The sequence below is a fragment of the Stenotrophomonas sp. TD3 genome (genome assembly GCF_001939825.1).
In the GTDB taxonomy this organism is placed as follows: domain Bacteria; phylum Pseudomonadota; class Gammaproteobacteria; order Xanthomonadales; family Xanthomonadaceae; genus Stenotrophomonas.
Map to the genome: position 1 here is coordinate 2,914,037 of NZ_MOYM01000001.1, position 25,350 is coordinate 2,939,386.

The window sequence follows — 25,350 nt, forward strand, 5'->3', positions numbered from 1 at the left end:
CATGTCCCGTCCGCCCCTCCATGCCCTGCAGGGTTTCGTGGCTGCCGCCCGGCTCGGCAACCTGTCACGCGCAGCGGCGTCGATGAGCCTGACCGTCAGTGCGCTCAGCCATCAGATGCGCCAGTTGGAAGAGCGGCTGGGGCAGCCGCTGCTGGTCCGCCAGCCGCGTGGCGTCACCCTCACCCTGGAAGGGCAGCGCCTGCTCGACCAGGTCGGCCCGCATCTGGATGCGATCAACGAAGCCTTCCAACCCTATGCGGCACGCGCCGAGCACGTGCTGACGATCAGCGCGGTACCGTCGATGGCGTCGGCGTGGCTGGTGCCGCGGCTGGGGCATTTCGTGGCTGAGCACCCGCAGATCGAGATCAACCTGCAGTCGAGTGAGCGCCTGGTTGATTTCGAGCGGCAGCGCCAGTTCGATGCCGCGCTGCGGCTGGGCAGCGGGCAGTGGCCGGGCCTGGTGGTGGAGCCGCTGTTCGACGAGTGGCTGCTGCCGATGGCCAGCCCGGCGTTGATCGAACGCATGGGAGGGATCGACCGCGTGCCGCTGAACCAGTGGCCGCTGCTGGGGGATCCCGATGGTGCGTGGGGCGCCTGGTTCGCGCTGAGTGGGCAGAACCCGCCGCCGCGCTTCGTGGCGGTGCTGGATGATTCGGAGGCGCATCACCGCGCGGCGCTGGACGGGGTAGGCGTGGCGCTGGGACGGGTGACGCGGGCGCGCCTGCTGCTGGATTCCGGCCAACTGGTGGCGCTGTCCAGCCTGCGACTGAAAACCGCCTGGCCGCATTGGCTGGTCTACCCGCAGCGCTCGGCCCGCCATCGCGGCTTCCTGGCCTTCCGCGACTGGCTGCACGCTCAGGCCGCCGAGCACGTTCGGCACATGGCGGCACAGGCGCCGCCCGGCTAGACAGGTGCACTGGCCTGTCCGGCCGCTGTCATCAGGGCGTGGCCGGACGCGGCGAAGCTGGGCACCTCCGCCCACTGCTGCCTGCCGCCATGCGCTACCGCCTCGCCGTCCTTGATATCGCCGGAACCACCGTTGCCGACCCGGGGCTCGTCGCCCGTGCCTTCGCCGAAGCGATGGCCGCTGCCGGCCAGGCCATCGAGGTAGAGGATGTGCGCCCGTTGATGGGCTACCCCAAACCGCAGGCGATCGCGCGGTTGCTGGGGACCACGGTGGACGACCCGCGCGTGGCACCGATCCACACCGACTTCGTGGCGCGCATGCTCGACTGCTATCGCCATGCGCCAGGCATTGCACCGCTGCCGGGCGCCGAGGCGGTGTTCGACACGCTGCGCGCGCACGGGATCCGTATTGGCCTGGACACCGGCTTTTCGCGCGACATCGCCGAAGTGATCATCGAGCGGCTGGGCTGGCACGACCGTATCGACGCGCTGGTGGCCAGCGACGAGGTGCCGGCGGGCCGCCCGGCGCCGTACATGATCCAGGCGCTGATGCAGCGCACCGGCGTCGACGATGCTGCAACGGTGGTGAAGGTGGGCGACACCGAGGTCGACATCAATGAAGGGCGCAATGCCGGCGTCGGCCTGAACGTGGCGATCACCACCGGCGCGTTCACCCGCGCCGAACTGCTGCCGCATGGACCGGACCACATCATCGACCACCTCGACCGCCTGCCGTCGCTGCTTGGCCTGGCACGTTCCGGCACGGTCGCCGCTGCATGAGCCGGACATCGCTGTGGGCGCGCCTGCAGGGGCATCCGCTGGCACTGACCGTATTCGCCGGCAGTGCCGCGCTGTCCACCTACGCGTGCATGTATGCCTTCCGCAAACCATTTGCCGCCGCCTCGTTCGACAACCAGCATCTGTTCGGCGCCGACTACAAGGTGTGGTTGGTGGTGGCGCAGGTACTGGGCTACATGTGCAGCAAGTTCATCGGCGTGCGGGTGATCGGCGAGCTGCGGGCCGAGCGCCGTGCCAGCCTGCTGCTGGGCCTGATCGGCATGTCCTGGCTGGCCCTGCTTGGCTTCGCACTGGTGCCGGCGCCCTGGAACATCCCGTTCCTGTTCCTCAACGGCCTGCCGCTGGGCATGGTCTGGGGCCTGGTGTTCAGCTATCTGGAAGGGCGACGGACCACCGAAGCGATGGGTGCGATCCTCGCCTCCAGTTTCATCATGGCCTCCGGCGTGGTGAAGTCGGTCGGCAAGTGGCTGCTGCTGCAGGGCGTGAGCGAGTTCTGGATGCCGTTCCTGTGCGGCCTGCTGTTCCTGCCACTGCTGCTGGTGTCGGTGCGCATGCTCGAACGCATTCCCGCCCCGGATGCCGCCGACCTGCGCGAGCGCTCGCCACGCCTGCCGATGGACCGTGCGCAGCGTCGTGCGTTCGTACGCCGCTTCCTGCCGGGGCTGGCGCTGATGATCCTGTGCTACGTGTGCCTGACCGTGGTCCGCGACTTCCGCGACAGCTTCGAAGCCGAGCTGTTCCGCGAGTTGGGCTACGGTGGCAGCGCCGGCGTGTTCGCCGCCATCGAGACGCCGGTGGCGTTCGCGGTGCTGGCGTTGACCGCTGGCCTGACCTGGTTCCGCAACAACCTCAACGGCCTGATGGCGCTGCATGCGCTGATGTTCATCGGCCTGGCCACCGCAGGACTGAGCACGCTGGCGTTCCGCGAGGGCGTGCTGCATCCGCTGGCGTGGCTGGGCCTGGTGGGCTTCGGCCTGTACCTGGCCTATGTACCGTTCAACTGCGTGTTCTTCGAGCGCCTGATCGCCACCTTCAAGGTCGCCGGCAACGTCGGCTTCGTGATGTACCTGGCCGATGCCTTTGGCTACCTGGGCAGCGTGCTGGTCCTGCTCGGCCACGAGTTCTCCGGCCTGCAGCTGTCGTGGGTGCGCTTCTTCTCCAGTGCGGTCATCCACCTGTCGCTGCTGGGCGGTGCCTGCCTGCTGTTGTCCCTGCTGTACTTCCACCACAAGGCGCTGCGCCTGGCCCGCATGCCGGCACTCGCCTCCGTCTGAGTCCCTCCTCCATGAAGAACACAACCGCCCTCGTGGTCGGTGCCGGCATCGTCGGCCTGGCCGTGGCCCGCGCGCTGGCCGTGCGTGGCTGCAAGGTCACCGTGCTGGAGCGCCATGAACGCGCTGTCGGCGCCTCCATCCGCAACTTCGGCATGGTCTGGCCGATCGGCGTGCCCAATGGACCGCTGTATGAGCGCGCGCTGCGCTCGCGGCAGATCTGGCAGGAGCTGATCGACGTGGCCGGCCTCTGGCACGATCCCAGTGGCTCGTTGCATGTCGCCCATGCTGACGACGAATGGGCCGTGCTGCAGCAGTACGCGGCGGCCAATGCGCAGCTGCGCCCGTGCCGCCTGCTGGACCGGGATGCGGCATTGGCGACGTCGCCGGCGCTGGTCGCGCGCGGACTGCGTGGCGCACTGTTCAATGCCGACGAGCTGGTGGTCGATCCGCGCCAGGCGATCCGCGCGTTGCCGGATGTGCTGCGCGAGCGCCACGGCGTGCAGTTCCAGTGGCAGACGCCGGTGACGGCGGTGGAAAGCGGTCGGGTGTGGTCTGGCAGCCGCCGGTTCGAGGCCGACCAGGTCTTCGTCTGCAGTGGTCCGGAGTTCGAACAGCTGTATCCGGAACTGTACGCGGCAGCACCATTGACCCGCTGCAAGCTGCAGATGCTGCGACTGGCCGCACAGCCCTCCGGGTTCCACCTGGGCGCTGCCCTCTGTGGCGGCCTGTCGCTGGTGCATTACGCTGGCTTCCGCGAGGCCGCCGATGTCGCGCCGTTGCAAGCGCGCTACCAGGCCGAGCATGCCGACCTGATCGAGCTCGGCATCCACGTGATGGCCGCACAGAACGGCCTCGGCGAGATCACCATTGGTGATTCGCACGCCTACGCGCATACGCATGACCCGTTCGATGAGCACGCCATCAACGAGAAGGTGCTCGATTACCTGTCCCGTTTCATGCAGGTACCGGACGCGCGCATCGCGCAGACCTGGCACGGCATCTATCCCAAGCTGCTGGATGGCAGCAGCGAATTCGTCGCCGAGCCGACGCCGGGCGTGACCATCGTCAACGCCATCGGCGGCGGTGGCCTGGGCATGACGCTCAGCTTCGGCCTGGCCGAAGAGCTGGTGGACGGCCGCTATACCGCGTTGCGCCGCGCGGCCTGAAGCGTTGCACGCGGCGGGTGCAATGCCCGCCGCGCTTTCCCTAGAGGTCGCTGCTGACCATCAGCTGCACCCAGTCACCGGCGAAGCAGGTGATGCCGAACTGCACCGGCTGCCCCTGTGGATCGACATTCAGCGAATGCACGCACAGCACCGGCCGTCGCGTCGATTGCCCGAGCACGCGCGCGACCTCGGCATCAGGCAGGCGCGCCATCACCGTGGTATGCCGGCGCAGGTAGTCGGTCACCCCGAATGCGGCCAGCGTACGGGTCACCGACGGCGTGCGTGCGAACACCTCGCCCAGCCCCGGGAAGCGGGTGGCCGGGAAGTAGGCCTCGCTGTGATCCACCGTGCGCCCCTCCACCTGGCTGGAATACACCACCCGATGCACGCGCTCGCCGGCCGGCAGGCCAAGCGCACGCGCCACCTGCCGGCTCGGCACCTGCACGCGGCTGTCGAGCAGGGTGTAGTGGCTTTCCACGTTCAGGTCATGCATGGCCCGGCCAAAACGCGTGCGGCGGCTGATCGGATAATGGTACGGATGCTCCTGCACGAAGCTGCCGCGGCCGGTTTCGGTGCGCACGTAGCCGCGTTCTTCCAACGCTTCGATCGCACGCCGCACAGTGTGGCGGTTGACCGCAAAACGCTGGGCCAGCACCTGTGCCGAGGGCAACTGGTCGCCCTCCACCAGCTGGCGCTCGCGGATCTGCCGCAGCAGCGCCTGTTCGATCTGCTGCCACAGCGGCAACGCCGAATCGCGCGGCGCGGCGGTTGGCTCGGTCGTGGTCATCAAACCTCCATCTGCGGCTGCTGGACTAGACAGGTGCACTGCACGTGCAGGCATATCAACGCGTTGCGGTTGCAACGGCATGACACAGGCGGCGGAATCCATGGGCGAACACATCCTCGACAACCTGAAGCTGGTGCTGGCCGACGAGGTCGTGCACGGCCATGTGGTGCTGGACGGGCCCTGCATCCGCGCGGTAGGGCAGGGGCGGGTGGGCCTGCCAGGTGCCGAAGACTGCGGTGGCGACTGGCTGCTGCCCGGGTTTGTCGAGCTGCACACCGACAATCTGGAGAAGCATCTGGTGCCGCGCCCGGGTGTGGCGTTTCCTGCAGCAGCGGCCGTGCAGGCGCACGATGCGCAGCTGCTGGCGGCAGGCATCACCACCGCCTGCGATGCCTTGGCGGTTGGCGACGTGGAGGCTGACAGCGTGCGCGTGCGTACCTTGCAGGCCGCGCATGCAGCGTTGGCCGAGGCGCGCCGTGCGGGTGGCCTGCGCACTGACCATTACCTGCACCTGCGTGCCGAGTTGCCCTATCCCGGGTTGCTGCCGCTGCTGGAGCCCCTGCTGGATGACCCGGCGGTGCGCCTGCTGTCGTTGACCGATCACACACCGGGGCAACGCCAGTTCCGCAACCTGCAACGCTACGCGGCCTATTACGGTCTGCCGGCCGACGCAGCGGCCAGTTATCTGGAGGACCTGCTGCAGGCACGCCGGGTCCAGCAGGCGCGCTATCGCCCCACGCATCTGCAGCACGTACTGCGCTGGGTGCGCGAGCGCCGCCTGTGCCTCGCCAGCCACGATGACACCCTGGTGTCCGATGTGGACGAAGCGCTGGCCTGCGGTGCATCCATCTGCGAGTTCCCGACCACGCTCGAAGCGGCTGAGGCTGCGCGTGCGGCGGGCATGGTGATCGTCGCCGGCGCTCCCAACCTGGTGCTGGGCGGCTCGCATTCCGGCAATGTGGCGGCACTGGAACTGGCCCGCGCCGACTGCCTCGACGTGCTGTCGTCCGACTACGTGCCGGCCAGCCTGCTGCCGGCGCTGGGCGTGCTGTGCGCGCAGCTGGGCTGGAGCCTGCCGCGCGCGGTGGGCACGGTCAGCCAAGCACCGGCACAGGCGCTGGGCCTGCATGACCGGGGCCGCATCGGCGAAGGCCTGCGCGCCGATCTTGTGCGGGTGCGTGGAACCCTGCCGGACTACGTGGCCGAGGTCTGGGTAGGTGGCCGCCGCCGGCTGGCCCAGTAGCCAACCTCGCGATCACCTAGACAGCTGCCCCGACCTGCCTAGTGGATGCCGCCTGCGCTTCACCGCACTGATTGAAAGTGGCCGCCATCGCCGCTCCCTCTGGAGCGGTCCACTTTCCCTTGCTGCCGCCTCCGCCATGTCCACTCTGCCTACGCGCCATCCGCTCACCCTGGGCCTGCTCGCCCTGCTGCATGCCCCGCTGGCCGTCCAGGCCGCATCCCCGGTTGCGGCCAATACCGCGCCCACTCCCTCTGCCGTCGATCTGGATACCGTCACCGTGGTCGGCAGCATCGTCAGCGGCGAGAAGCAGGCACTGGATGCCCAGCGCGAAGCCAGCAACCTGATGAACGTGGTCAGCGCCGATGGCATCGGCAAGCTGCCCGACCACAACGCCGCTGAAGCCGTACAGCGGGTTCCCGGTGTGTCGATCGAACGCGATCAGGGTGAAGGCCGCTTCGTTGCCGTCCGTGGCCTGCCGGCACAGTGGAACTCGACCACCCTCAACGGTGACCGTCTGCCGACCGCCGAAGAGGAAACCACCAGTCGTGCCACGGCATTCGATTTCTTCCCGACCGAGTTGATCGAGCGCATTGAAGTGAGCAAGACGCTGACGCCGGACCGTGAAGGCGATGCCATCGGAGGCCAGGTCAACTTCGTCACGCGTACCGCACCGACACGGCGCACGTTTGCCGCCAGCGTGGCCGGCAACTACAACGACAAGGCCGTCGATACCGGCACCAGTGCCAATGTGCTGTATGGCGACCGCAGCGCCGACGGCCGCTTCGGCTTCCTGATCAACGGCACCTACTGGAAGCGCCCGTGGGCGACCGACAACTTCGAGCCTCGTCGCAGCGCCGACGGCCTGGGCGTCTACCGGCTGGAGCTGCGCGACTACACCGGCGAGCGAACTACCCGCGGCGTCAATGGCGGCATGGAATTCCTGCCGGCCGACGGCCACCGCCTGTACGTGCGTGGCCAGTATGGCGAACTGAGCGACGATGAGACCCACTACAAGCACCGCTACCGTTTCGACAAGGATCGCGTCGAGCTGCAGAACATCCACAACGAGCTGATCACCGAGTTCAAGACCTTTGAGTTCGGTGGCCAGCACACCTTCGGCCGCGGCCAGGTGGACTGGAAGCTGGCCAGCGCCGAGAACGACTTCCGCTACGGCTGCATTCCCACCTGTGCCGACAACGCCTACTTCGTGGTCCAGTTCAACCAGGGCAAGGTCGGCTACCAGGGCCTGCAGGACCGCGGTGTGGGCCGCAATTCGTACAACACCCTCGATGGTGGCAATGTCGCCGCCGATACCCCGGACACCCACCTGCCGCCGGGGTTCGCGATGGACCCGCGGAAGATGCCGTTGAGCGCGGTCGAGCTGTACCGTGTGGCGATCAACGAGAAGGACAAGGCCGTCGCGCAGCTGGACTTCACCTTCGACGCCAGCGACACGCTGACCTGGAAGATGGGGGCCAAGTACCGTGACAAGCAGCGCCGCGCGCGCTTCTCCGACGAGTTCTATGCCTGGAATACCGCCACCGGCGGCCCGGTGCCGACCCTGGCCGACTTCCCGTTGATGGATCAGCCCGGCCGCAGTGGCTATGACATCGGCAATGGCCGCGACTATTCCCGTGATTTCTCGCAGGTGGTGCCGATGCAGGCACTGGCCGGGTGGTACCGGCAGAACAAGCAGCATCTGGTGCTGGTACCGGGTGATTCGGCACTGGTGGCCAACGGTGCCGCGCTGGGCCGCAACTTCGACGTGGCCGAGAAGCAGTACGCCACCTATGCGATGGCCACCTGGAAGCCGGACGAGCGCTGGGATGTGGTCGGCGGTGTGCGCCTGGAGCGGACTGCCACCGACGTGCGCGGGCAGGTGCTGGAGCGCGATGCCGACGGCAGCAGCACACTGGTGCCCAACCTCGGTCGCAAGCGCTACACCTCGGTGCTGCCACAGCTCAACGTGCGTTTCTCACCACGCAGCGATCTCAACCTGCGATTGGGCCTGACCCGCAGCTTTGCCCGCCCGAACTTCGGTGATATCAATCCCGGTGGCTCGTTCATGGAGGCCGACGGTACGTTCACTTCCGGCAACGCCAACCTGGATCCGACCTATTCGGACAACCTGGATCTGATGGCGGAGTGGTATGCCGGCCCGCTCGGCCTGCTGTCCGGTGGCGTGTTCTACAAGAACATCAGCAATCCGGTGTTCCAGAGCAGCAGCACCGGCAACTTCAACGGCAATCCCAACGTCACCTTCTACCGGCCCGAGAACGGCGACGACGCCAAGCTGTGGGGCGCCGAGTTCGCCTTCGTGCGCCGCTTCGATTTCCTGCCAGGGCTGTGGAGCAACTTCGGTGTCAACGCCAATCTGACCTTGCTGGACTCGCGCATGCGTATCCCCGGGCGCAGCGGCAACGTGCCGATCACCGGCCAGGCCGATCGCCTGTACAACGTTACCGTGTACTACGACGACGGCGCGTTCGCAGCGCGCCTGGCGACCAACCACAAGGGGGCCTACATCGAAGCGCACGGCGACAGCAGCGTTACCGATGCCTGGTACGGCGCCAACACCTCGGTCGACTTCAGCGCGTCCTACACCTTCGATCGCTGGACGGTGTTCGCCGAGCTGAGCAATCTCACCAACGAGCCGTTGAAGTACTACCAGGGCAGCCCGCAGCGCCCGCTGCAGGTGGAGTACTACGGTCGCCGCGCGCAGATCGGCCTGAAGTACCTGTTCCAGTAGGCGTTATGCGCGTTCTGTAGCGTCGAGCCATGCTCGACTGCGTGTGCGCTGCATTCACCGTACCAACGTAACCGCCTGCCCGGCACGGGCGAAGGCTTCGCCCAGCAACGAGCCTGCCTTGATCGCCTCCACGTCCTCGAACAGCGCCTGCAATGCATCGGCCGGGCGCGAGGCCGGCGCCGCGACCGCCTGCTGGATCGCGGTGAAGCGGTCGGCCAGTACGCGGTGGCCGGGATGGACCTGTGCCCATGCCGCCAACGGTTGGCGCACGCCGGCGGCGGCATCCAGGCGTTGCTGCTCGAACAGGGTGATCGCCGCCGCCGACGTCTCGGCCCGCTCGATCTTGGCGTGGCGCAGTTCGCGGCTGAGGAACAGGTCGTAGGCCGCGCCACGACCAACCGCGATGCGCAGGCCATCGCGGTCCAGGTCGGCCACCTGCTGCGCAGGGCTGTCCTCGCGCACCAGGTAGGTGCCTTCGATCTCCACATAGGGGGCGCTGAAGGCGATGCGGTCGGTGCGCGCCGGATCGATGGCCAGGAAGGCCAGGTCCCAGGCATCCTCGCTGGCCGCAGCGACTACCGAGGCCACGGCGTCGTGGCAGGTGAAGCGTGCCTGCACGCCCATGCGCTGCGCCAATGCCGTGGCCAGTTCCAGCGACGGCCCGCGCGGTGAGCGCGCGTCCCCCTGCGCCAGTACCGGATTGCCCAGGTTGATGGCCACGCGCAGGAAGCCCAGCGGTGCCAGCGCACTACGATGATCGGCCAGGGACATGCAGGACTCCGCGGGGAAAGGGCGGTCCAGCATGCCAGTGCCGCCCTGCAAGGCCGTGTCAGTATCCGGTTATCCTGCGGCCATGAACCCCATCCTGCACGTTGAGATACCGGTCACTGACCTGGCCCGGGCCATCACGTTCTACCAGCAATGGCTGCAGGTGGCGGTGGACGAACCGATCCTGCTGCATGACTGCAGGATGGCGTACCTGCCGTTTGCCGATGAGGCCGCCGGCGCCAGCATGTCGCTGGTGCAGGGTCCGGACTACCGGCCCTCCGAACAGGGCGCGCGCATCTATATCGGCGTCGATGACCTGGATGCCAGCCTCGAGCGCGCGCTGCAGGCCGGGGCCGAGTTGCGCTTCGGCCCGGCCGATGCCGGTGACTGGCGCGTGGCCGAGATCTGCGACAGCGAAGGCAACCGGATCGCATTGCAGGCGCGCGGGGTTCTGTAGCGTCGAGCCATGCTCGGCTGCTGTTGATTTCGCTGTCAATGCACCAGTCGAGCATGGCTCGACTCTACAAAGGCGTCAGTCGAGCATGGCTCGACGCTACACGTGGGTCGCGGCACGCGAGCGCTGCAGCCAGTCGTTGATCGCCGGATCCAGCCGTGGATCGTCCGGCAACTGCATGCCGAAGCGCTGCTGCAACACCTCGCGTACGTCGCCAACATCATGCAGCGGGCGCTTGTCCGGTGCCTGGCCGGGGCGGTACTCGGTGTAGTTGCCGCTGCCGATGGTGCGTCGCCAGTCCGGCCCGGTCAGTGACGCGCGCAGCTGGCCGGGGAAACTGGAATCGGGATGGGTGCACACGTACCAGTTGCCCACCACGTTGTCGATCGGTGCCGGCGCGTGCAGGTCGAAGCGATACATCGCCCGCCAGCCATCGCTGGACTCGGCGGACAGCACGAAATCCCCCTCGCCGGGCAGGCGCTGCAGCAGGAAGCGCTCGTGAGGCGTGGCCTGCGGCTGTGGATCATGCAGGCGCAGCGGCACGGTCGGGGTCAGGCTGCCGAAACCGGCATCCACCAGCCAGTCATCGCCGTCCACCTGCACGCGCAGCAGCAGGTGGGTCCGCGCGGTCAGTTCGCCGTCCTGGGCGGCCAGCAGCACGCGCGCGCTCAACGGCTGCGCATCGAAGCCCAGCGCCTGCAGCAGCGCCAGCAGGCCGCCATTGAGTTCGAAGCAGTAGCCGCCACGGCGGTCGTCGAGCAGCTTGCGCTGCACGCTGTCCAGGTCGATCGGCACTGCATCGCGCAGCAGGCAGCTGAGGGTTTCGAACGGCAGCAGTGCGTTGTGGCGTTGCTGCAGCAGGGTCAGGCCCGCCAGCGTCAGCGGTGGCGGCGCATCCAGCTGCAGGCGTTGCAGGTAGCGGGGGACATCGAGCGTCGTCATGGGGGCACCGGGCGGGGGAGGGAGGTCCACTGTGCTCCCCCAACCGGGGTTGAGGTCAAGCACTGCGCGGGTGTCATCCCCCCGTCGCCTGTGCCGGGTACAAAGGCCGCGTCCGCCAGCAATCGGTGGGACTGAACCAAGAACGCCCTAAAGTTGCTCCATTTCCAGCCGATACAGGTGCGTCCTTCCGCCTGGAGCCTGTCATGTCGGCCGTTGTCCCCCACCTCCGGTCCCTGCGCATGCGGTTTGCCGCGCTGCGCTCGGCGTCCCCCGGCCTGCTGCTGTGGCTGCAGCCGCACCGGCTCAGCGTAGCCAACAAGCTCAAGGCGACCCTGTGGGTCTGTGGCCTGGGCCTGATCGCGATCGCTGCCGTCTACGCCTGGACCGGCCATGCCAGCACGCAGGCGGCGCGCAGCCAGGCCAGCTACCAGCACGGCCGCGATCTGGCCGCGAGCCTGGCCACGCGGGTGGCCGAGGCGCGTCGCCTGCAGACCCAGTATGCACGCAGTTTCGACGATGCCGACCGCGCGCAGCTGCTGGCGACGCAGAAGGCGCTGCAGGCCGATCTTCAGGCGCTGCGCGCGATACCGATGGATGCCGGCCGGCGCAAGGCGCTGCAGGCGCTGACCGAAGCCGCCGGTGCATTCTCGCAGGGGGTGGCCGCCCTGTTCGAACGCGTCGATGAGATGGGTCGTGGCGATGCCGGCCTCGCCGCGCAGCTGCAGCAGGCAGCCGATACCCTGCAGGTGCAGGTGGATGCGCTGCAGCGGCCCTCGTTGGCGCTGTCCCTGCAGAAGATGCGTCGACAGGAGGCGCTGCTGCTGCTCGATGGCGATTCCACCCATGCCGACCGTGCGAGCGAAGAGAAACTGCCGTTCGATCTCGCGCTGGTGGGCCTGCCGACCGATGCGCAGGATGCCCTTCGCAACGGCATGGAGGCCTATCAGGTCGCCCTGCTGGGTTACACCGCCGCCCGCGTCGGCCTGGACGTGGAAGCGCAGTCGCTGCTGGATACCGCCGCGGGCGTAGCGCCGGCGCTGGCTGCCTTCCAGCAGGCCCAGGTAGCGGCGCTGGCCAAGGCACAGGCCCGCCAGCAGGCCGGCGCACGCACCATGAGCGTGCTGTTCGCAGTGACCCTGCTGCTGGTCGCCGGCGTGTTGATCACCAGCCTGGTGCTGGTGCGGCGTGCGGTGCGCCAGCCGATCCAGGACACCCTGCGTTTCGCCAGCGACATCGCCGACGATCGCCTCGACACTACCCTGCGCGTGTACAACGCCAACGACGAGATCGGCCAGCTGGCACAGCGCCTGGTCGACATGCAGCAGCGCCTGCGTGCGCGCATCGAGACCGAGCGTGCCGTTGCGCGCGGCAATACCCGCGTGCGCCAGGCGCTGGACAGCGCGCAGACCGGGCTGATGGTGATCGATGCCGAGGGCCAGGTGGCCTACGTCAATCCGGCACTGCTGCAGCAACTCGAACGCCAGCTCGAAGACCTGGTGGGCAGCGATGCAGTGCGCCTGCATCCGGCGCTGGCCAGCCTGGCCGGCGTGCGACAACGCGAAGAACGCGAGATCGGTCATGCCGGTGTGCGCTACCAGCTGATTGCCAACCCCATCATCGACGAAGGGCAGTTCCTCGGCGTAGCGGTGGAATGGCGCAGTCGTGCGCTGGAGACGCTGCTGGAAACCGAAGTGGCTGCCCTGGTTGATGCGGCGGCACATGGTGACCTGCATGGCCGTATCGCGCTGGAGGGCAAGCAGGGCTTCGTGCGCACGTTGTCGACCAGCATCAATCGCCTGCTGGCCACCTTTGAAACCAACCTCGGTGACCTGCAGGCACTGCTGGCCGCGCTGGCCCGCGGCGACCTCAGCGTGCGCATGGAGGGGGACCTGCAGGGCGTGTTCGCGCGCATGCGTGATGATGCCAATGCGACCGTCGCGCAGCTGGGCCGCATCGTCACCCGCATCCAGCAGGCCACGTCCAGCCTCGATACCGGTGTCGGTGAGATCGTTGCCGGCCATCACGATCTGTCGCAGCGCACCGAGCAACAGGCCGCCAACCTGGAAGAGACCGCAGCGTCGATGCATGAGCTGACCGACACCGTTGGCCGCAACGCCGATGCCGCCGGTCGCGCCGATGCCCTGGTGCAGGGCGCGGCAGCAGTGGCCCAGCGCGGCGGCGAGGCAGTCGGCCAGGTGGTGGCAACCATGCATGGCATCAGTGAAGCGTCACGGCGGATCGGTGACATCACCCAGCTGATCGATGGCATCGCCTTCCAGACCAACATCCTTGCGCTCAACGCGGCGGTGGAAGCGGCGCGCGCCGGCGAGCAGGGCCGCAGCTTTGCCGTGGTGGCTGCCGAAGTGCGCCTGCTGGCGCAGCGCAGTGCCGAGGCGGCCAAGCAGATCAAGGGCCTGATCGAGGATTCGGTGGCGCGCGTCGGGCAGGGCAACCGGCAGGCCGAGCAGGCCGGCACCACGATGGGCGAGATCGTCGGCAGCGTGCAGCAGCTGGCCGACCTGCTGGCTGGCATCCGCAGTGCGTCGCAGGACCAGCATGCCGGCATCGCCCAGGTGAACCAGACCATCGTGCAGATGGAAGCCAGCACCCAGCGCAATGCGAGCCTGGTGGAAGAGGCCGGTGCCTCGACTGCGCAGATGCAGGCGCAGGTGCACGCCCTGGCCGAAGCGGTGGGTGCGTTCCGTCTGCAGTCGATGCCGCAGGCGCGCGCGGCGGCCTGAAGCTGCCCCGGTAGTGCCGGCCGCGGGCCGGCACCACCCTTGTGGCTCAATACACGTCGCGCCTGTAGCGCCCGTTCTCCAGCAGCGTTTCCACCACTTCATCGCCCAGCGCGGTGCGCAGCACCTGGTCCACGCCCTCGGCCATGCCCTGCAGCGAGCCGCAGACATGAATCACCGCACCGCGCTGCATCCACTCGCGCAGCACATCGGTGGCCACCCGCAGGCAATCCTGCACGTAACCACCCTCGCCATCGCGCGAGAACGCCAGGTCCACCCGTGCAAGATGGCCGGCGGCCTGCCAGGCCTCGATCTCGTCGGCGAACAGGAAGTCGTGTGCGCGCTGGCGCTCACCGAACAGCAGCCAGTGGCCGTGCTCGCCTGCGTGGGCGGCTTCGCGCAACAGGCTGCGCAGCCCGGCGATGCCGGTGCCGTTGCCGATCAGCACCATCGGGGCGCCACTGACACGATGGAATCCAGGATTGCGGTGCACACGGGCAACGATGCTGGCACCGATCGGTGCATGCAGCGACAGCCAGCCCGAGCCCAGCCCGGCTCGACCGGAGGCGTCATGCACCAGGCGCACCACCAGCTCCACCACGCCATCATCCGTGCAGGAGGCGATCGAATACTCGCGGCTGGGCAGCAGCGGCAGCCCGGCCAGCCACAGGCAGGCATCCTGCACCGCCAGCGCAGCATCGGCCTCGGGCAGCTCGCGTTCGCTGGCCAGCGCCAGCAGCGTGCGCGGATGGCCGTCGACCAGTAGTGGCTGCAGCGGGTCCAGCCCATGTGCCTTCAACACGGCACCGGCATGCCGCGCGTTGTGGCGGGGCGCGATGTGCAGGATGTCACCCGCCTGCCACTGCACGTCGGCCGGTGCGGCAAGACGGATACGCCAGATGGCTCCGCCGATGCTGCCCGGGTTGAGGCGGTCGCGGCCGAGCAGCCGCCACTCATGCATCTGCGTCGCCGCAGGCAGCACGCTGTCATCGGTGGTGATGCCGGTCAGCGCACCCAGCTGCTGCTGCCACTGGCGCAACGCTGGCACCGAAGCGGCATCGACATCGATGCGCTCGAACAGCGGACGCGCGCCGTTGTCGATCAGCCAGCCATCGAACTGGCGGCCGAAGCCGCAGTAATGAGGGTATTGGCGGTCACCCAGCGCGAGCAGGCCGAACTGCAGATGCGACAGGTCCAGGCGTTGCGCGAGCAGCAGCCGCGCCGCGCGGCGCGCCGCATCCGGTGGCTCGCCGTCGCCGAAGGTGCTCAGCACGAGCAGGGCCTGGGAGGTGGCCTGCAGCTTCGCGGCATCGACGCGGGCCAGCGGCAGCACCTGCACCGCATGACCGGACGCCTGCAGCTGCGCGGCCGCACGCCACGCCAGTTGTTCGCCCAGTCCGCTCTGGCTGGCATGCACCACCAGCCACGGCGAACCACCGCCATCGGTGGTCGTTGTCGGCAGCGAACGGCGCAGCCCTCGCGCTGCACGCTGGCTGCGGCGGCGGTCCAGGTACAGCATCCAGCCGGTGATGAAGAACAGGCTCATGCCCAGGCTGCTGAGCATCACCACCACCCGCCCGGGCACACCGAAGTAGCTGCCCGAATGCAGCGCGAACACGCTGGTGGCCAGCTGTCCGCCCGCGCCCTGGCGTGCGTATGGGCGGGCATCGAGAACCGCACCGCTGGCCGGATCGAGCTGCAGCAGGTCATGCGCACGATCGTGGTGGCCGCCGCGCTGCGCCGGATCACCGGCCATCACCCGCACGTTCAGCGCCTGCCCCGGCTTCTCCGGCAGACGCAGGTCGATGAAGCCGGTGCGCACGCCGGGCAGCGCGTACAGCGTGGCCTCGATGCGATCGAGGTCCAGTGCCGCGTCGGCGGCCACCTTGTGCTTTGCCGCCGGCGCCACGCCCAGCAGCGTGTTGGCCGCGCTGCGGTACCAGTCGAATGACCACCACAGGCCGGTCAGTGCACTCATCAGGTAGATCAGCAGCACCCAGGTGCCGATCACCGAGTGCAGGCTCCACAGGAAGCCACGGCCGTTGCGCGTCCACTCCACCGCCAGCCAGCTGCGCCAGTGCCACCAGCGTCGTGGCCAGCGCAGGTAAAGACCGGACAGGGTGAAGAACAGCAGCGCGATCGCACAGCTGCCGGTGATCCACTTGCCGCGCTCACCGGCGGCGAGGTGGCGATGCAGGTCCTCGACGAAGTCGAAGAACGCCTGCCCGCGCAGGGCGCTGAAGCGCTCGCCGCTGTACGGATCGAAGTACACCCAGTGGTCCTTGCCGCCGGCAAAGCGCGCGACCGACGGCCGCTGTCCGGTGGCGTCCACGCGCAGGCGTTGCAGGGGGCGCTCGCTGCCGGCCTGCAGCAACGGCACCAGTTCACTGATTGCAAGGGGATGCTGGCCGTCCGCATGGTGCTCGGCGATTTCGGCGAAGCCAGGATTGGCCGCGCGCAGCAGTTCGTCCTCGAAGGACAGCACGGCGCCGCTGAGGCCCATCACGGCCAGGACGGCACCGGCGGTAATGCCCAGCAGCCAATGCAGTTGGAACAGGACGTTCTTGAACATCGAAGGAGAGGGGCCCGGGAGGCTGCCGCCCGCATCCTGCGCAACAGCAAATGAGAATTAGTCGCGGAATTCTCCGTGGCGCCCTGCCTGCGGTCAAGCGGAGGGATCGGCCGGGCGCCGCCCGGCACCCGCGGTAGTGCCGGCCGCTGGCCGGCAACCTCAGAAGCAACAGCGTGCATTCCGTGGGATGGCGGGCTGGGTCCGGTTGCGGGGGACGGCGCAAGTACGTCCCTGTAGCCTTGGCCGCGGCATCCATGCCGCGGACACCCCCTCAACCGGACCCACCCCGCCTTCGACAGTTTTCCGCGATCTGTCGGAACGGTGTTCTGCTTTGGTGGGTGCTGACCGTTGGTCGGCACGGGGTCTGATTCCGTTCTGAATATCGATATCTGACAGATGTGCCGACCAACGGTCGGCACCCACCAACAGCCGCCGCGAAGATCTGTCAGAGGTGGGGCGGTGTCGGAGTGCGGGGTGTCAGCCGCATGGATGCGGCTGCCAAGCTTACAGGGAAGTACTTGCAGCGTCCCCGCACTCCGACACCGCCCCGCCATCCCACGGAATGCCCGCTTTGGCTTTGGCTGTTGCCGTTGCATTGAGCAGGGTGCAGGGCTGCAAGCCCTGCAAAAAACACCCTCACTTCACCCAGCCGTCGATCTCGCCGTGCGCGAACGGCCCCAGCTTTGCCTTCATCAGCCGGCCCTGCGCATCGAACAGCACGCTGTAGGGCAGCAGGCCCTGCGTATTGCCCAACTGCACGCTGGCATCGCGTGGCCCCGGCGTCTCGACCACGATCGGGTAGTCCACCGGCACCCGCAGCAGGAAAGCGCGCACGTCGTCCGGGGTATCCAGCGCAATGCCCAGCACCTGCACGCCGTTGTCGCCCTGGGCATCGGCGAAGCGCGCCAGTTCGGGCATCTCTTCCACGCAGGGCGCACACCAGCTGGCCCAGACGTTGATCAGCAGCGGCCGACCGGCGAAGCGAGCGCGCAGGTCCAGCGGCTGTCCCGCCAGGTCCGGCAGCGTCAGCGCCGGCAAGGGATCACCCACCTGCAGCGTGGGCGTCACGGCCGTCGCTGTGGAAGCCGTCGCTGGCGCGGCCGGTGCAGACGGGCCAGGTGACAATCGATGCCCGGCCCACAGGCCGAGGCCGGCGGCCAGCACCGCTGTCCACAGCAGCGCTGGCCGTTGCCACTTCATCGTGCGGTGCGCAGCAGCGCTTCCTCGACCACCGCCTGGGTCAGCAGGGTCGGCAGCACGGTCGGTGGCGCGCCGGGTCCGTACACCACGTACAGCGGCACGCCCACGGCCTTGTGTTCTTCCAGGAACGTGGTGATCTGCGGGTCGACATTGGTGTAGTCACCACGCATGTACACCGCGTTGGTGCGCTTGAGCAGTTCCTTGAACTCCGGCCGCGACAGCACGGCGCGTTCATTGGCCTTGCAGCTCACGCACCAGTCGGCGGTCATGTTGACGAACACCACGCGGTTGTCGGCGCGCAGGCGGTCCAGCAGCTGCGGCGAATACTCGACCACGTTCTCGCTGGCCGCCTGTGCGGCCCGTGCCGGCGGTGCCAGCTGGGTCACGCCCCAGGCAGGAACCAACGCACCAATCGCCAGCAGCACGCCGAGCAGGGTCACCGCACGCGAGCCGGTCCAGCGGTTGCGTTCAAACAGCCACAGGCCGAAGGCGAACAGCAGCAGGCCGCCCAGCACCAGCGCCATGCCGTCCACGCCGCGCTGCTTGCCCAGCACCCACAGCAGCCACAGCGCGGTGGCATACATCGGGAAGGCCAGCACGTGCTTGAGCGTTTCCATCCACGGGCCGGGCTTGGGCAGGCGGCGTGCCAGCGCCGGCACGAAGCCGATCAGCAGGAACGGCAGCGCCAGGCCCAGGCCGAGGAACAGGAACACGGTCATCGCCTTCAGCGGCGGGGCAATGAAGGCATAGGCGATCGCCCCGCCCATGAACGGGCCGACACACGCGCTGCCGACCAGGCAGGCCAGCGCACCGGTGAAGAAATCACCGGCCGGGCCGCTGCGGCTGGCCAGCGACTGGCCGAGGTTGCCGATGCCACCGCCGAGGGTGAACACGCCCGACAGGCTCAGGCCCACCGCGAACATGATGTACGCCAGCGCGGCCACCACGCCCGGGTGCTGCAGCTGGAAGCCGATGCCGACCGCGTTGCCGATCGCGCGCAGGCCCACCATCAGCGCGCCGATCACCGCGAAGGCGACCAGCACGCCCAGCGTGTACCAGAGGGCATGGCTGCGCGCACGCTCGGGGCTTTCGCCACTCTGCGCCAGGCTCAGCACCTTCAGCGAGAGGATCGGCAGCACGCAGGGCATCAGGTTCAGCACCAGGCCACCGGCCAGCGCCAGCAGCAGCACCCAGACGAACGAGCGGTCCGGATTCGGCGTGGTCACCGGTGGCCGCGTGCGCAGGGCGTTGCCATCGCGCGCGTCGGCGGCGAACTCATTGCGCGCGCCCTCACTGCCGCTGGCGGCGGGAGTGGCGTTGCCGTCGTTGGGCACGGTCGGCAGCAGGCGCAGCGGTGCGCCATTGGCGGATTCACGTGGCGCGCCGGCGGCGCGCAGCGGGCTGATCACCTCGTTGCGCGCTGGCGCCTGGTCAGTGCTGGCGGAGAGCTTGCCCGCCGGAATCGACAGCTTCACCCGGCGGGTCATCGGCGGGTAGCAGATGCCATCGGTCTGGCAGCCCTGGAAGGTCACCACCAGGGTGCTGTCGACCGCATCAGTGACAGTGCGGCGCAGCGGCAGCGGCACTTCCACCTGGTTGAAATAGACCGAGACATCGCCGAAGTGCTCGTCGCGATGCGACTGCGCGGCCGGCCAGCGCGGCTTGTCGGCCAGCACGCCTGCGCTGCCTTCCAGCTTCAGCGAGGTGCGGTCGCGATACAGGTAATAGCCGGGCGCTGGGCTGAAGCGCAGCAGCAGGGTGTTGCCGTCACTGGCGATGGCATCGAAGCCGAACGCCTGTTCCGACGGCAGCGGCAGGGCCTGGCTGTTGTTGGCCGCGCCCGGCAGGCGCAGGCCACCGCTGTTGCCGGCACCGGCCAGCGGGTTGTTGAACGGGCTGGCCGCACCGGCACGCGCGGCAGGCACTGCGGCCGCCACACCGGCGCCCGGCAGGGTGACCTGCACCACGCGCTTCTGCGGCGGGTAGCAGACACCGGCATCGGCGCAGCCCTGGTAACGCACTTCCAGGCTGATGGTGCCGGCGGCCTCGGTCGGCGTGCCGGGCAGGGTGGCCTGCAGGCGCTCGCGATAGGTCTCGACCTCGCCGAAGAAATCGTCGTGGTGCCTGTCGCCCTTGGGCATCTGCAGCGCGCCGGCATTGAAGGCCGGGTCGGCCTTGACGCTGGTGCGGTGGCGATACAGGTAATAGCCCGGTGCGATCTTGAACTGCAGTTGCACCTGGCCCCGTTCGGGGGCACTGGCGGTCAGCGCGAACGCCTGGTCCACCGGCAGCAGGTCCTTCTCATCCAGCGCGAAGGCCGGCAGCGAGAGCCACAACAGGGCGCACAAGGCGGCGCCGCGCGCAAACAGAGTCTTCAATCAGTGTCCTCCCGGGTCTGTGCCCGGATCCAGTCCAGATACGCCGGCAGGCCGGCCCGGGTTTCGACCGCGATGCACTCCGGGAGTTCATACGGATGCAGTTCGACGATCCGGGCAATCGCGTCATCGACGCGGCTCGCGGTGGTTTTCACCAGCAGCTGCAGTTCGGCGTCGGTGGTCACCTCGCCCTGCCAGCGGTAGGTCGACTGCGCGCCATCGAGGCGGGTCACGCACGCGGCCAGGCGCTCGCCGACCAGCGCGTGCGCGATGCGCTCGGCACTGGCCCGGTCCGGGCAGGTGGTCAACAGCAGCAGGACAGGATCGACGGTCGACATGACCGTCGAGTATAGGGCCGCCGCCGGGTCAGGGCCCGGCGGCGGCGGTGGACCGCTGCGTTGCGCGGTCAGTTGGCCAGCTGGCAGGTGGCCGGCTTGGCCGAGGTGAACAGGGCCGGGGTTGCCCACTCGGGGTGGTCGATGAACGGGTTGCGGTTGCCCTGGAAGCTGTAGACCACGTCATTGCGCGCACGCTCGGCATCATCCGGCGGATCGGACAGGTGCCAGTCGATCAGCGTCGACAGCAGGCCCATGTAGGCCGGCGAACTGCTGGTCTTGACGATCTTGCTGCGGTCGTCGGTCAGCTCCAGGTCCGGCTCGGACTGTCCGGTGGCCGCATCCTTGCCGCCCTCGTAGCGGATCGCCATGTACATCACCGCACGCGCCATGTCGCCCTTGCGCTTGCCCCACACCTCGAAGGTGCCGGTGTTGCCGTCCGGCGTGCGCACCCAGTTGGAGTTGCCCGGATAGCCACCGCTGCCGCCGCCCTGGCCGTTGTTGGCCTCGGTGGCGCGCTCGCCGCAGTTGGCGTCGCACTTGCCGAACGGCTTGTTGCCACGGTCGGCGTTCCACTGCGCGTCGGTCAGGTACAGCATGTGCGTGTCGGTATACGGCGCGTACGGCAGGCCCTTGTCACCGGTGGTGCTGGCAAAGCCCAGCGAGTTCGGCCAGGTGTGCTCGCGGTTGTACTTCAGGCCACTGCCGCTGCCGGCGCGATCGGTCACCTTGGCGTAGCTGTGGTTGCGATACGCATCGAGGATCCTGCCGGAATTGTTCGGATCCTCGTCGGCGATTTCCAGGATGGTCCAGGTACTGGTGCCCGAGCCACTGTACGGATAGGCGGTGTGGCCCTTGATGGTGGCGTGCAGCGAGCAGCGCAGCTGGCTGGGGCTGCTGGTGTTCACCTTGGAGTAGTAGCCGGCCGGCACGCCCGGGTTGCCCGGGTCCGGATTGCCGCCGGTGCTGGCCACGGTGAAGGCGATGCGGCTGTCGGCGGCCGGGTGCGCGCCCTGCAGGTCGGTGATGCGCGCGGCACGGATATCGAAGCGGCAGGCTTCACCGGCCACCAGCGCGGTGTTGGTGGACAGCTTCACGCTGCGGCCGCTGGCCGGGAAAGTCAGCGGCACGCTGCCGGAGGTGCCGCAGCTCAGGGCGAAGGCGCCACTGGCCAGGTTCACCGTCTCGCTGAACACCACTTCCAGGTCGGCGGCGGCCGGGAAGGTGCTGCTGCCCTGCGCCGGGGTGGTGGTGGAGACCGACGGCGGCGTGTTCGGGCCCGGAGTGCCACCGCCGCTGAAGGTCTGGCCGTTGTTGCAGCTGCCAAACGTCTGCTTGGCCGACTCGGCCCAGGTGAAGTGGGCGTACTGGCTGCCGCTGCCGGTCAGCTGCAGCGAGGTGCCCGGCGCCGTGCTGTTGGTCTCGGCCACCGGGATGTTCTGGCTGGTCATGCCGGCGGCAGGGCCGCCGGAGGCGGTGATGGCGCCCTCGTAGCTGAGGAACTGGACCACCTTGCCGCTGGCATCGACCAGGGCGATGCCGTCGTTGGGACCGTTCTGGATGCCGTTGGTCGGGTAGTTGACCACGGCGATGGTCGCGCTGCCGCAGCCGGCGGCGCTGCCGGCCGGCACCGGCTTGTTGTCGTAGACCACGGCGGCCGAGGCGTTGGCGCCGTTGTACAGGTACAGGCGGTAGCCGGACAGGTCCTCACCAGCGGTGGCCACGACCTCGATCGCTTCGCCGACGTCACCGGCGGCGGTGCTGTCGTCGTAGTGCAGTTCGTTGATGAAGACCTCGGCCTGGGCCGGCGCGGCGGCCAGGGCCAGCAGGCAGGCGGCGGCAAGCGGGGACAGCAATCGCATCGACTACTCCTTGTGATTGGGAATGCGCGGCCGAGCCTAAGGCCGATCCAGTGACACTTTGTCGTAAATGAACGTCAGATATCTGACAGTGCGACGCGGGTCACCAAATGTCGAGGGTTTGGGACACGAGGTTGTCGCGCTGCACCGGCCTGAATGCCTTCACGCAGGGCGGGAATCCGCGCATCCCGGGGCGGCGAAAATTTTTCCTCGACCGGCCTTGAAAGGTCCGGGCGCAGCTCCATCTCTGTCCTGCTCCCGATTCATCGGGCTTTTTCGCGAGCAATGCTGGCAGTCACCTGGGGTGAGTGCTAACATCGCCAGACTTTTTCAGACCAATCAATAACTTAAGAGGTCTCTCATGAGCATCAAGCCGCTGCACGACCGCGTTGTGGTCAAGCCGATCGAAGCCGACGAAATCTCCGCCGGTGGCATCGTCATTCCGGATTCGGCCAAGGAAAAGTCCACCAAGGGTGAAGTCGTGGCCGTCGGCCCGGGCAAGCCGCTGGACAACGGCAGCGTGCGCGCTCCGTCGCTGAAGGTCGGCGACAAGGTCATCTACGGCCAGTACGCCGGCAGCTCGTACAAGAGCGAAGGCGTCGAGTACAAGGTCCTGCGCGAAGACGACGTGCTCGCCGTCATCGGCTGAGCCCCGGCGCGACCTGTTTCAACCTGATCCCCAAATCCCAGCCGCCGGGCCTCGTCCGGCGCTACCAATGAGGTAAATGCAATGGCTGCCAAGGATATTCGTTTCGGTGAAGACGCCCGTTCGCGCATGGTGCGCGGCGTCAACGTTCTCGCCAATGCCGTCAAGGCCACCCTGGGCCCGAAGGGCCGCAACGTCGTGCTGGAAAAGAGCTTCGGCGCGCCGACCATCACCAAGGACGGCGTCTCCGTCGCCAAGGAAATCGAACTGGCTGACAAGTTCGAGAACATGGGCGCGCAGATGGTGAAGGAAGTCGCTTCGCGCACCAACGACGACGCTGGCGACGGCACCACCACCGCCACCGTGCTGGCCCAGGCCCTGATCCGCGAAGGCGCCAAGGCGGTTGCCGCCGGCATGAACCCGATGGATCTGAAGCGCGGTATCGACAAGGCCGTCGTGGCCGCCGTTGCCGAACTGAAGAGCATCTCGAAGCCGACCGCCGACGACAAGGCGATCGCCCAGGTCGGTACCATCTCGGCCAACTCGGACGAGTCGATCGGCCAGATCATCGCTGACGCGATGAAGGAAGTGGGCAAGGAAGGCGTGATCACCGTTGAAGAAGGCTCGGGCCTGGACAACGAGCTGGACGTGGTCAAGGGCATGCAGTTCGACCGCGGCTACCTGTCCCCGTACTTCATCAACAACCAGCAGTCGCAGACCGCTGACCTGGATGACCCGTTCATCCTGCTGCACGACAAGAAGATCTCCAACGTCCGCGACCTGCTGCCGGTGCTGGAAGGCGTCGCCAAGGCCGGCAAGCCGCTGCTGATCGTGGCCGAGGAAGTCGAAGGCGAAGCGCTGGCCACCCTGGTGGTCAACACCATCCGTGGCATCGTCAAGGTCGTGGCCGTCAAGGCTCCGGGCTTCGGCGACCGTCGCAAGGCGATGCTGGAAGACATGGCCGTGCTGACCGGCGGCACCGTGATCTCCGAAGAAGTCGGCCTGTCGCTGGAAAAGGCCACCATCAAGGACCTGGGCCGCGCCAAGAAGGTGCAGGTTTCCAAGGAAAACACCACCATCATCGATGGCGTGGGTGACAAGGCTGCCGTCGATGCACGCGTCGGCCAGATCAAGACCCAGATCCAGGACACCTCCTCGGATTACGACCGCGAGAAGCTGCAGGAACGCGTGGCCAAGCTGGCCGGCGGCGTTGCCGTGATCAAGGTCGGCGCGTCGACCGAAATCGAAATGAAGGAAAAGAAGGATCGCGTCGACGACGCCCTGCACGCGACCCGTGCAGCCGTTGAAGAAGGCGTGGTCCCGGGCGGCGGCGTCGCCCTGGTCCGTGCGGTCACCGCACTGGCCGGCCTGAAGGGTGCCAACGAAGACCAGAACCACGGCATCCAGATCGCCCTGCGCGCGATGGAAGCCCCGCTGCGCGAAATCGTGGCCAACGCCGGTGAAGAGCCGTCGGTCATCATCAACAAGGTCAAGGAAGGCACCGGCAGCTTCGGCTACAACGCCGCCACCGGCGAGTTCGGCGACATGCTGCAGTTCGGCATCCTGGACCCGACCAAGGTGACCCGTTCGGCGCTGCAGAACGCCGCTTCGATTGCTGGCCTGATGATCACCACCGAAGCCATGGTTGCCGAAGCTCCGAAGAAGGACGAGCCGGCCATGGGTGGCGCCGGTGGCATGGGCGGCATGGGTGGCATGGGCGGCATGGACTTCTAAGTCCACGTCCCCGGCGGTCGTTGCCGACCTTGGTCGGCACGCCTTCCCGATGCAAGGAAGAACCCCGCCGCAAGGCGGGGTTTTTCGTTGCCCGGTTGCCGCCGCCGCAGCGCATCGCTACGCTCGGTGGCCATGCCTACCTCGTTCATCATCGTCGACGACTTCCTTTCTCCTGCCGATGCGCAGGGGTTGCGCCAGGCGGCGCTGGGCCTGACCTATCCCGTGCAGGAAGGCGCGTTCCCAGGGCGCAATTCGCAGCAGCGGCTGGATCTGGATGGACTGTCGGGCGCGGTCTCGCGGCTGGTCAACGAACCGCTGCGGCCGGTCAACCCGCTGCAGTCGCACGGCAAGTTCCGGATCACCCTGGCCGGTGATACCGGCCGCGCCAAGGTGCATGCCGATCACTCGCACTGGTCGGGCATCCTCTACCTGAGTGCACCGGAGCACTGCGAGGGCGGCACCGAGTTCTTCCGCCACCGCCGCACCGGCACCGAGCGCATGGCCCTGGATGCAGCGGAGCTGGCCGCATTGGGCTATGCCAACGGCGGCGACATGCATCGCGACATCATCGAGCGCGACAGCAACGACGACAGCCAGTGGGAAATGACCATGCGCATCCCGATGCGCTTCAACCGGCTGGTGCTGCTGCGGCCCTGGTTCTGGCACACCGCCGGGCCCGCGTTCGGCGACCGCCTGGAGAATGGCCGGCTGGTGTACCTGATGTTCTTCGAACAGGCGCGATAAGCGGGGCAGGCATCCATGCATGGCGTGGATCTAAAGGTGCACGGTTTCGCTGGTAGATCC

The 25,350-nt window shown here is 67.9% G+C and carries 19 protein-coding genes; 11 read left to right on the forward strand and 8 right to left on the reverse strand.

What is annotated here, in order from left to right; translation table 11 throughout:
• Position 1: 1 nt before the first annotated feature.
• From BKE09_RS13510 to BKE09_RS13525, 4 genes are all read left to right on the forward strand, one after another.
• Entirely contained in the window at positions 2 to 907 is a 906-nt protein-coding gene (locus BKE09_RS13510; RefSeq protein WP_075676047.1) for a LysR substrate-binding domain-containing protein, read from the forward strand.
• Positions 908 to 996: 89 nt separating this feature from the next.
• Positions 997 to 1,686: an HAD-IA family hydrolase gene (locus BKE09_RS13515; protein ID WP_075676048.1), complete on the forward strand. Its 690-nt coding sequence runs from the start codon at positions 997 to 999 to the stop codon at positions 1,684 to 1,686.
• The gene (locus BKE09_RS13520; RefSeq protein WP_075676049.1) at positions 1,683 to 2,978 is read left to right on the forward strand and encodes a DUF5690 family protein; all 1,296 of its coding nucleotides are present in this window, start codon (positions 1,683 to 1,685) and stop codon (positions 2,976 to 2,978) included. The genes BKE09_RS13515 and BKE09_RS13520 overlap by 4 nt, the downstream gene beginning before the upstream one ends.
• Positions 2,979 to 2,989: 11 nt before the next feature.
• A complete protein-coding gene (locus BKE09_RS13525; RefSeq protein WP_075676050.1) occupies positions 2,990 to 4,144 on the forward strand; it encodes a TIGR03364 family FAD-dependent oxidoreductase in 1,155 nt (384 codons plus the stop codon).
• A 40-nt stretch (positions 4,145 to 4,184) separates the two neighbouring features.
• Here BKE09_RS13525 and phnF read toward each other — a convergent pair whose 3' ends face one another.
• A complete protein-coding gene (phnF, locus tag BKE09_RS13530) occupies positions 4,185 to 4,931 on the reverse strand; it encodes a phosphonate metabolism transcriptional regulator PhnF (RefSeq protein WP_075676051.1) in 747 nt (248 codons plus the stop codon).
• A 100-nt stretch (positions 4,932 to 5,031) separates the two neighbouring features.
• On the opposite strand from phnF, the gene BKE09_RS13535 reads away from it, so the two are divergent.
• Complete coding sequence (locus BKE09_RS13535; protein ID WP_075676735.1) at positions 5,032 to 6,174, forward strand: alpha-D-ribose 1-methylphosphonate 5-triphosphate diphosphatase; 1,143 nt, start codon at positions 5,032 to 5,034, stop codon at positions 6,172 to 6,174.
• Between the two features lie 136 nt (positions 6,175 to 6,310).
• Positions 6,311 to 8,923 carry a TonB-dependent receptor gene (locus tag BKE09_RS13540; protein WP_075676052.1) on the forward strand — a complete coding sequence of 871 codons (2,613 nt, stop codon included), beginning with the start codon at positions 6,311 to 6,313 and terminating at the stop codon, positions 8,921 to 8,923.
• A 54-nt stretch (positions 8,924 to 8,977) separates the two neighbouring features.
• Here the strand turns inward: BKE09_RS13540 and BKE09_RS13545 are convergent, their stop codons facing one another.
• On the reverse strand, positions 8,978 to 9,694 hold the full coding sequence (locus BKE09_RS13545) for a transporter substrate-binding domain-containing protein (RefSeq protein ID WP_075676053.1): 717 nt from the start codon (positions 9,692 to 9,694) through the stop codon (positions 8,978 to 8,980).
• A gap of 82 nt (positions 9,695 to 9,776) precedes the next feature.
• On the opposite strand from BKE09_RS13545, the gene BKE09_RS13550 reads away from it, so the two are divergent.
• Positions 9,777 to 10,148 carry a VOC family protein gene (locus tag BKE09_RS13550; protein ID WP_075676054.1) on the forward strand — a complete coding sequence of 124 codons (372 nt, stop codon included), beginning with the start codon at positions 9,777 to 9,779 and terminating at the stop codon, positions 10,146 to 10,148.
• A gap of 96 nt (positions 10,149 to 10,244) precedes the next feature.
• On the opposite strand, the gene BKE09_RS13555 is transcribed toward BKE09_RS13550, so the two are convergent.
• Positions 10,245 to 11,087, reverse strand: a complete 843-nt coding sequence (locus BKE09_RS13555) for an arylamine N-acetyltransferase (protein WP_075676055.1) — start codon at positions 11,085 to 11,087, stop codon at positions 10,245 to 10,247.
• A 203-nt stretch (positions 11,088 to 11,290) separates the two neighbouring features.
• On the opposite strand from BKE09_RS13555, the gene BKE09_RS13560 reads away from it, so the two are divergent.
• Positions 11,291 to 13,828 carry a methyl-accepting chemotaxis protein gene (locus tag BKE09_RS13560; RefSeq protein ID WP_075676056.1) on the forward strand — a complete coding sequence of 846 codons (2,538 nt, stop codon included), beginning with the start codon at positions 11,291 to 11,293 and terminating at the stop codon, positions 13,826 to 13,828.
• A 46-nt stretch (positions 13,829 to 13,874) separates the two neighbouring features.
• Here BKE09_RS13560 and BKE09_RS13565 read toward each other — a convergent pair whose 3' ends face one another.
• From BKE09_RS13565 to BKE09_RS13590, 5 genes are all read right to left on the reverse strand, one after another.
• Entirely contained in the window at positions 13,875 to 16,397 is a 2,523-nt protein-coding gene (locus tag BKE09_RS13565) for a sulfite reductase flavoprotein subunit alpha (protein WP_075676057.1), read from the reverse strand.
• Between the two features lie 636 nt (positions 16,398 to 17,033).
• A complete protein-coding gene (locus BKE09_RS13575; RefSeq protein WP_075676059.1) occupies positions 17,034 to 17,597 on the reverse strand; it encodes a TlpA disulfide reductase family protein in 564 nt (187 codons plus the stop codon).
• Positions 17,594 to 19,975, reverse strand: coding sequence for a protein-disulfide reductase DsbD (locus BKE09_RS13580; RefSeq protein ID WP_075676060.1), 2,382 nt, complete (start codon positions 19,973 to 19,975; stop codon positions 17,594 to 17,596). Before BKE09_RS13580 ends, BKE09_RS13575 begins: the two co-directional genes overlap by 4 nt.
• The gene (gene cutA, locus BKE09_RS13585) at positions 19,972 to 20,310 is read right to left on the reverse strand and encodes a divalent-cation tolerance protein CutA (protein WP_010481118.1); all 339 of its coding nucleotides are present in this window, start codon (positions 20,308 to 20,310) and stop codon (positions 19,972 to 19,974) included. The genes BKE09_RS13580 and cutA overlap by 4 nt, the downstream gene beginning before the upstream one ends.
• A gap of 68 nt (positions 20,311 to 20,378) precedes the next feature.
• Positions 20,379 to 22,169, reverse strand: a complete 1,791-nt coding sequence (locus tag BKE09_RS13590; protein WP_049443265.1) for an endonuclease — start codon at positions 22,167 to 22,169, stop codon at positions 20,379 to 20,381.
• 358 nt (positions 22,170 to 22,527) lie between these two features.
• On the opposite strand from BKE09_RS13590, the gene BKE09_RS13595 reads away from it, so the two are divergent.
• The 3 genes from BKE09_RS13595 (at position 22,528) to BKE09_RS13605 (ending at position 25,290) form a co-directional block, all read left to right on the forward strand.
• On the forward strand, positions 22,528 to 22,815 hold the full coding sequence (locus tag BKE09_RS13595) for a co-chaperone GroES (RefSeq protein ID WP_006396661.1): 288 nt from the start codon (positions 22,528 to 22,530) through the stop codon (positions 22,813 to 22,815).
• An 81-nt stretch (positions 22,816 to 22,896) separates the two neighbouring features.
• Positions 22,897 to 24,546 (forward strand): chaperonin GroEL, encoded by a 1,650-nt coding sequence (gene groL, locus BKE09_RS13600; RefSeq protein ID WP_075676061.1) that lies wholly within the window; start codon positions 22,897 to 22,899, stop codon positions 24,544 to 24,546.
• Positions 24,547 to 24,678: 132 nt separating this feature from the next.
• Positions 24,679 to 25,290 (forward strand): DUF6445 family protein, encoded by a 612-nt coding sequence (locus BKE09_RS13605; RefSeq protein ID WP_075676736.1) that lies wholly within the window; start codon positions 24,679 to 24,681, stop codon positions 25,288 to 25,290.
• Positions 25,291 to 25,350 lie beyond the last annotated feature (60 nt).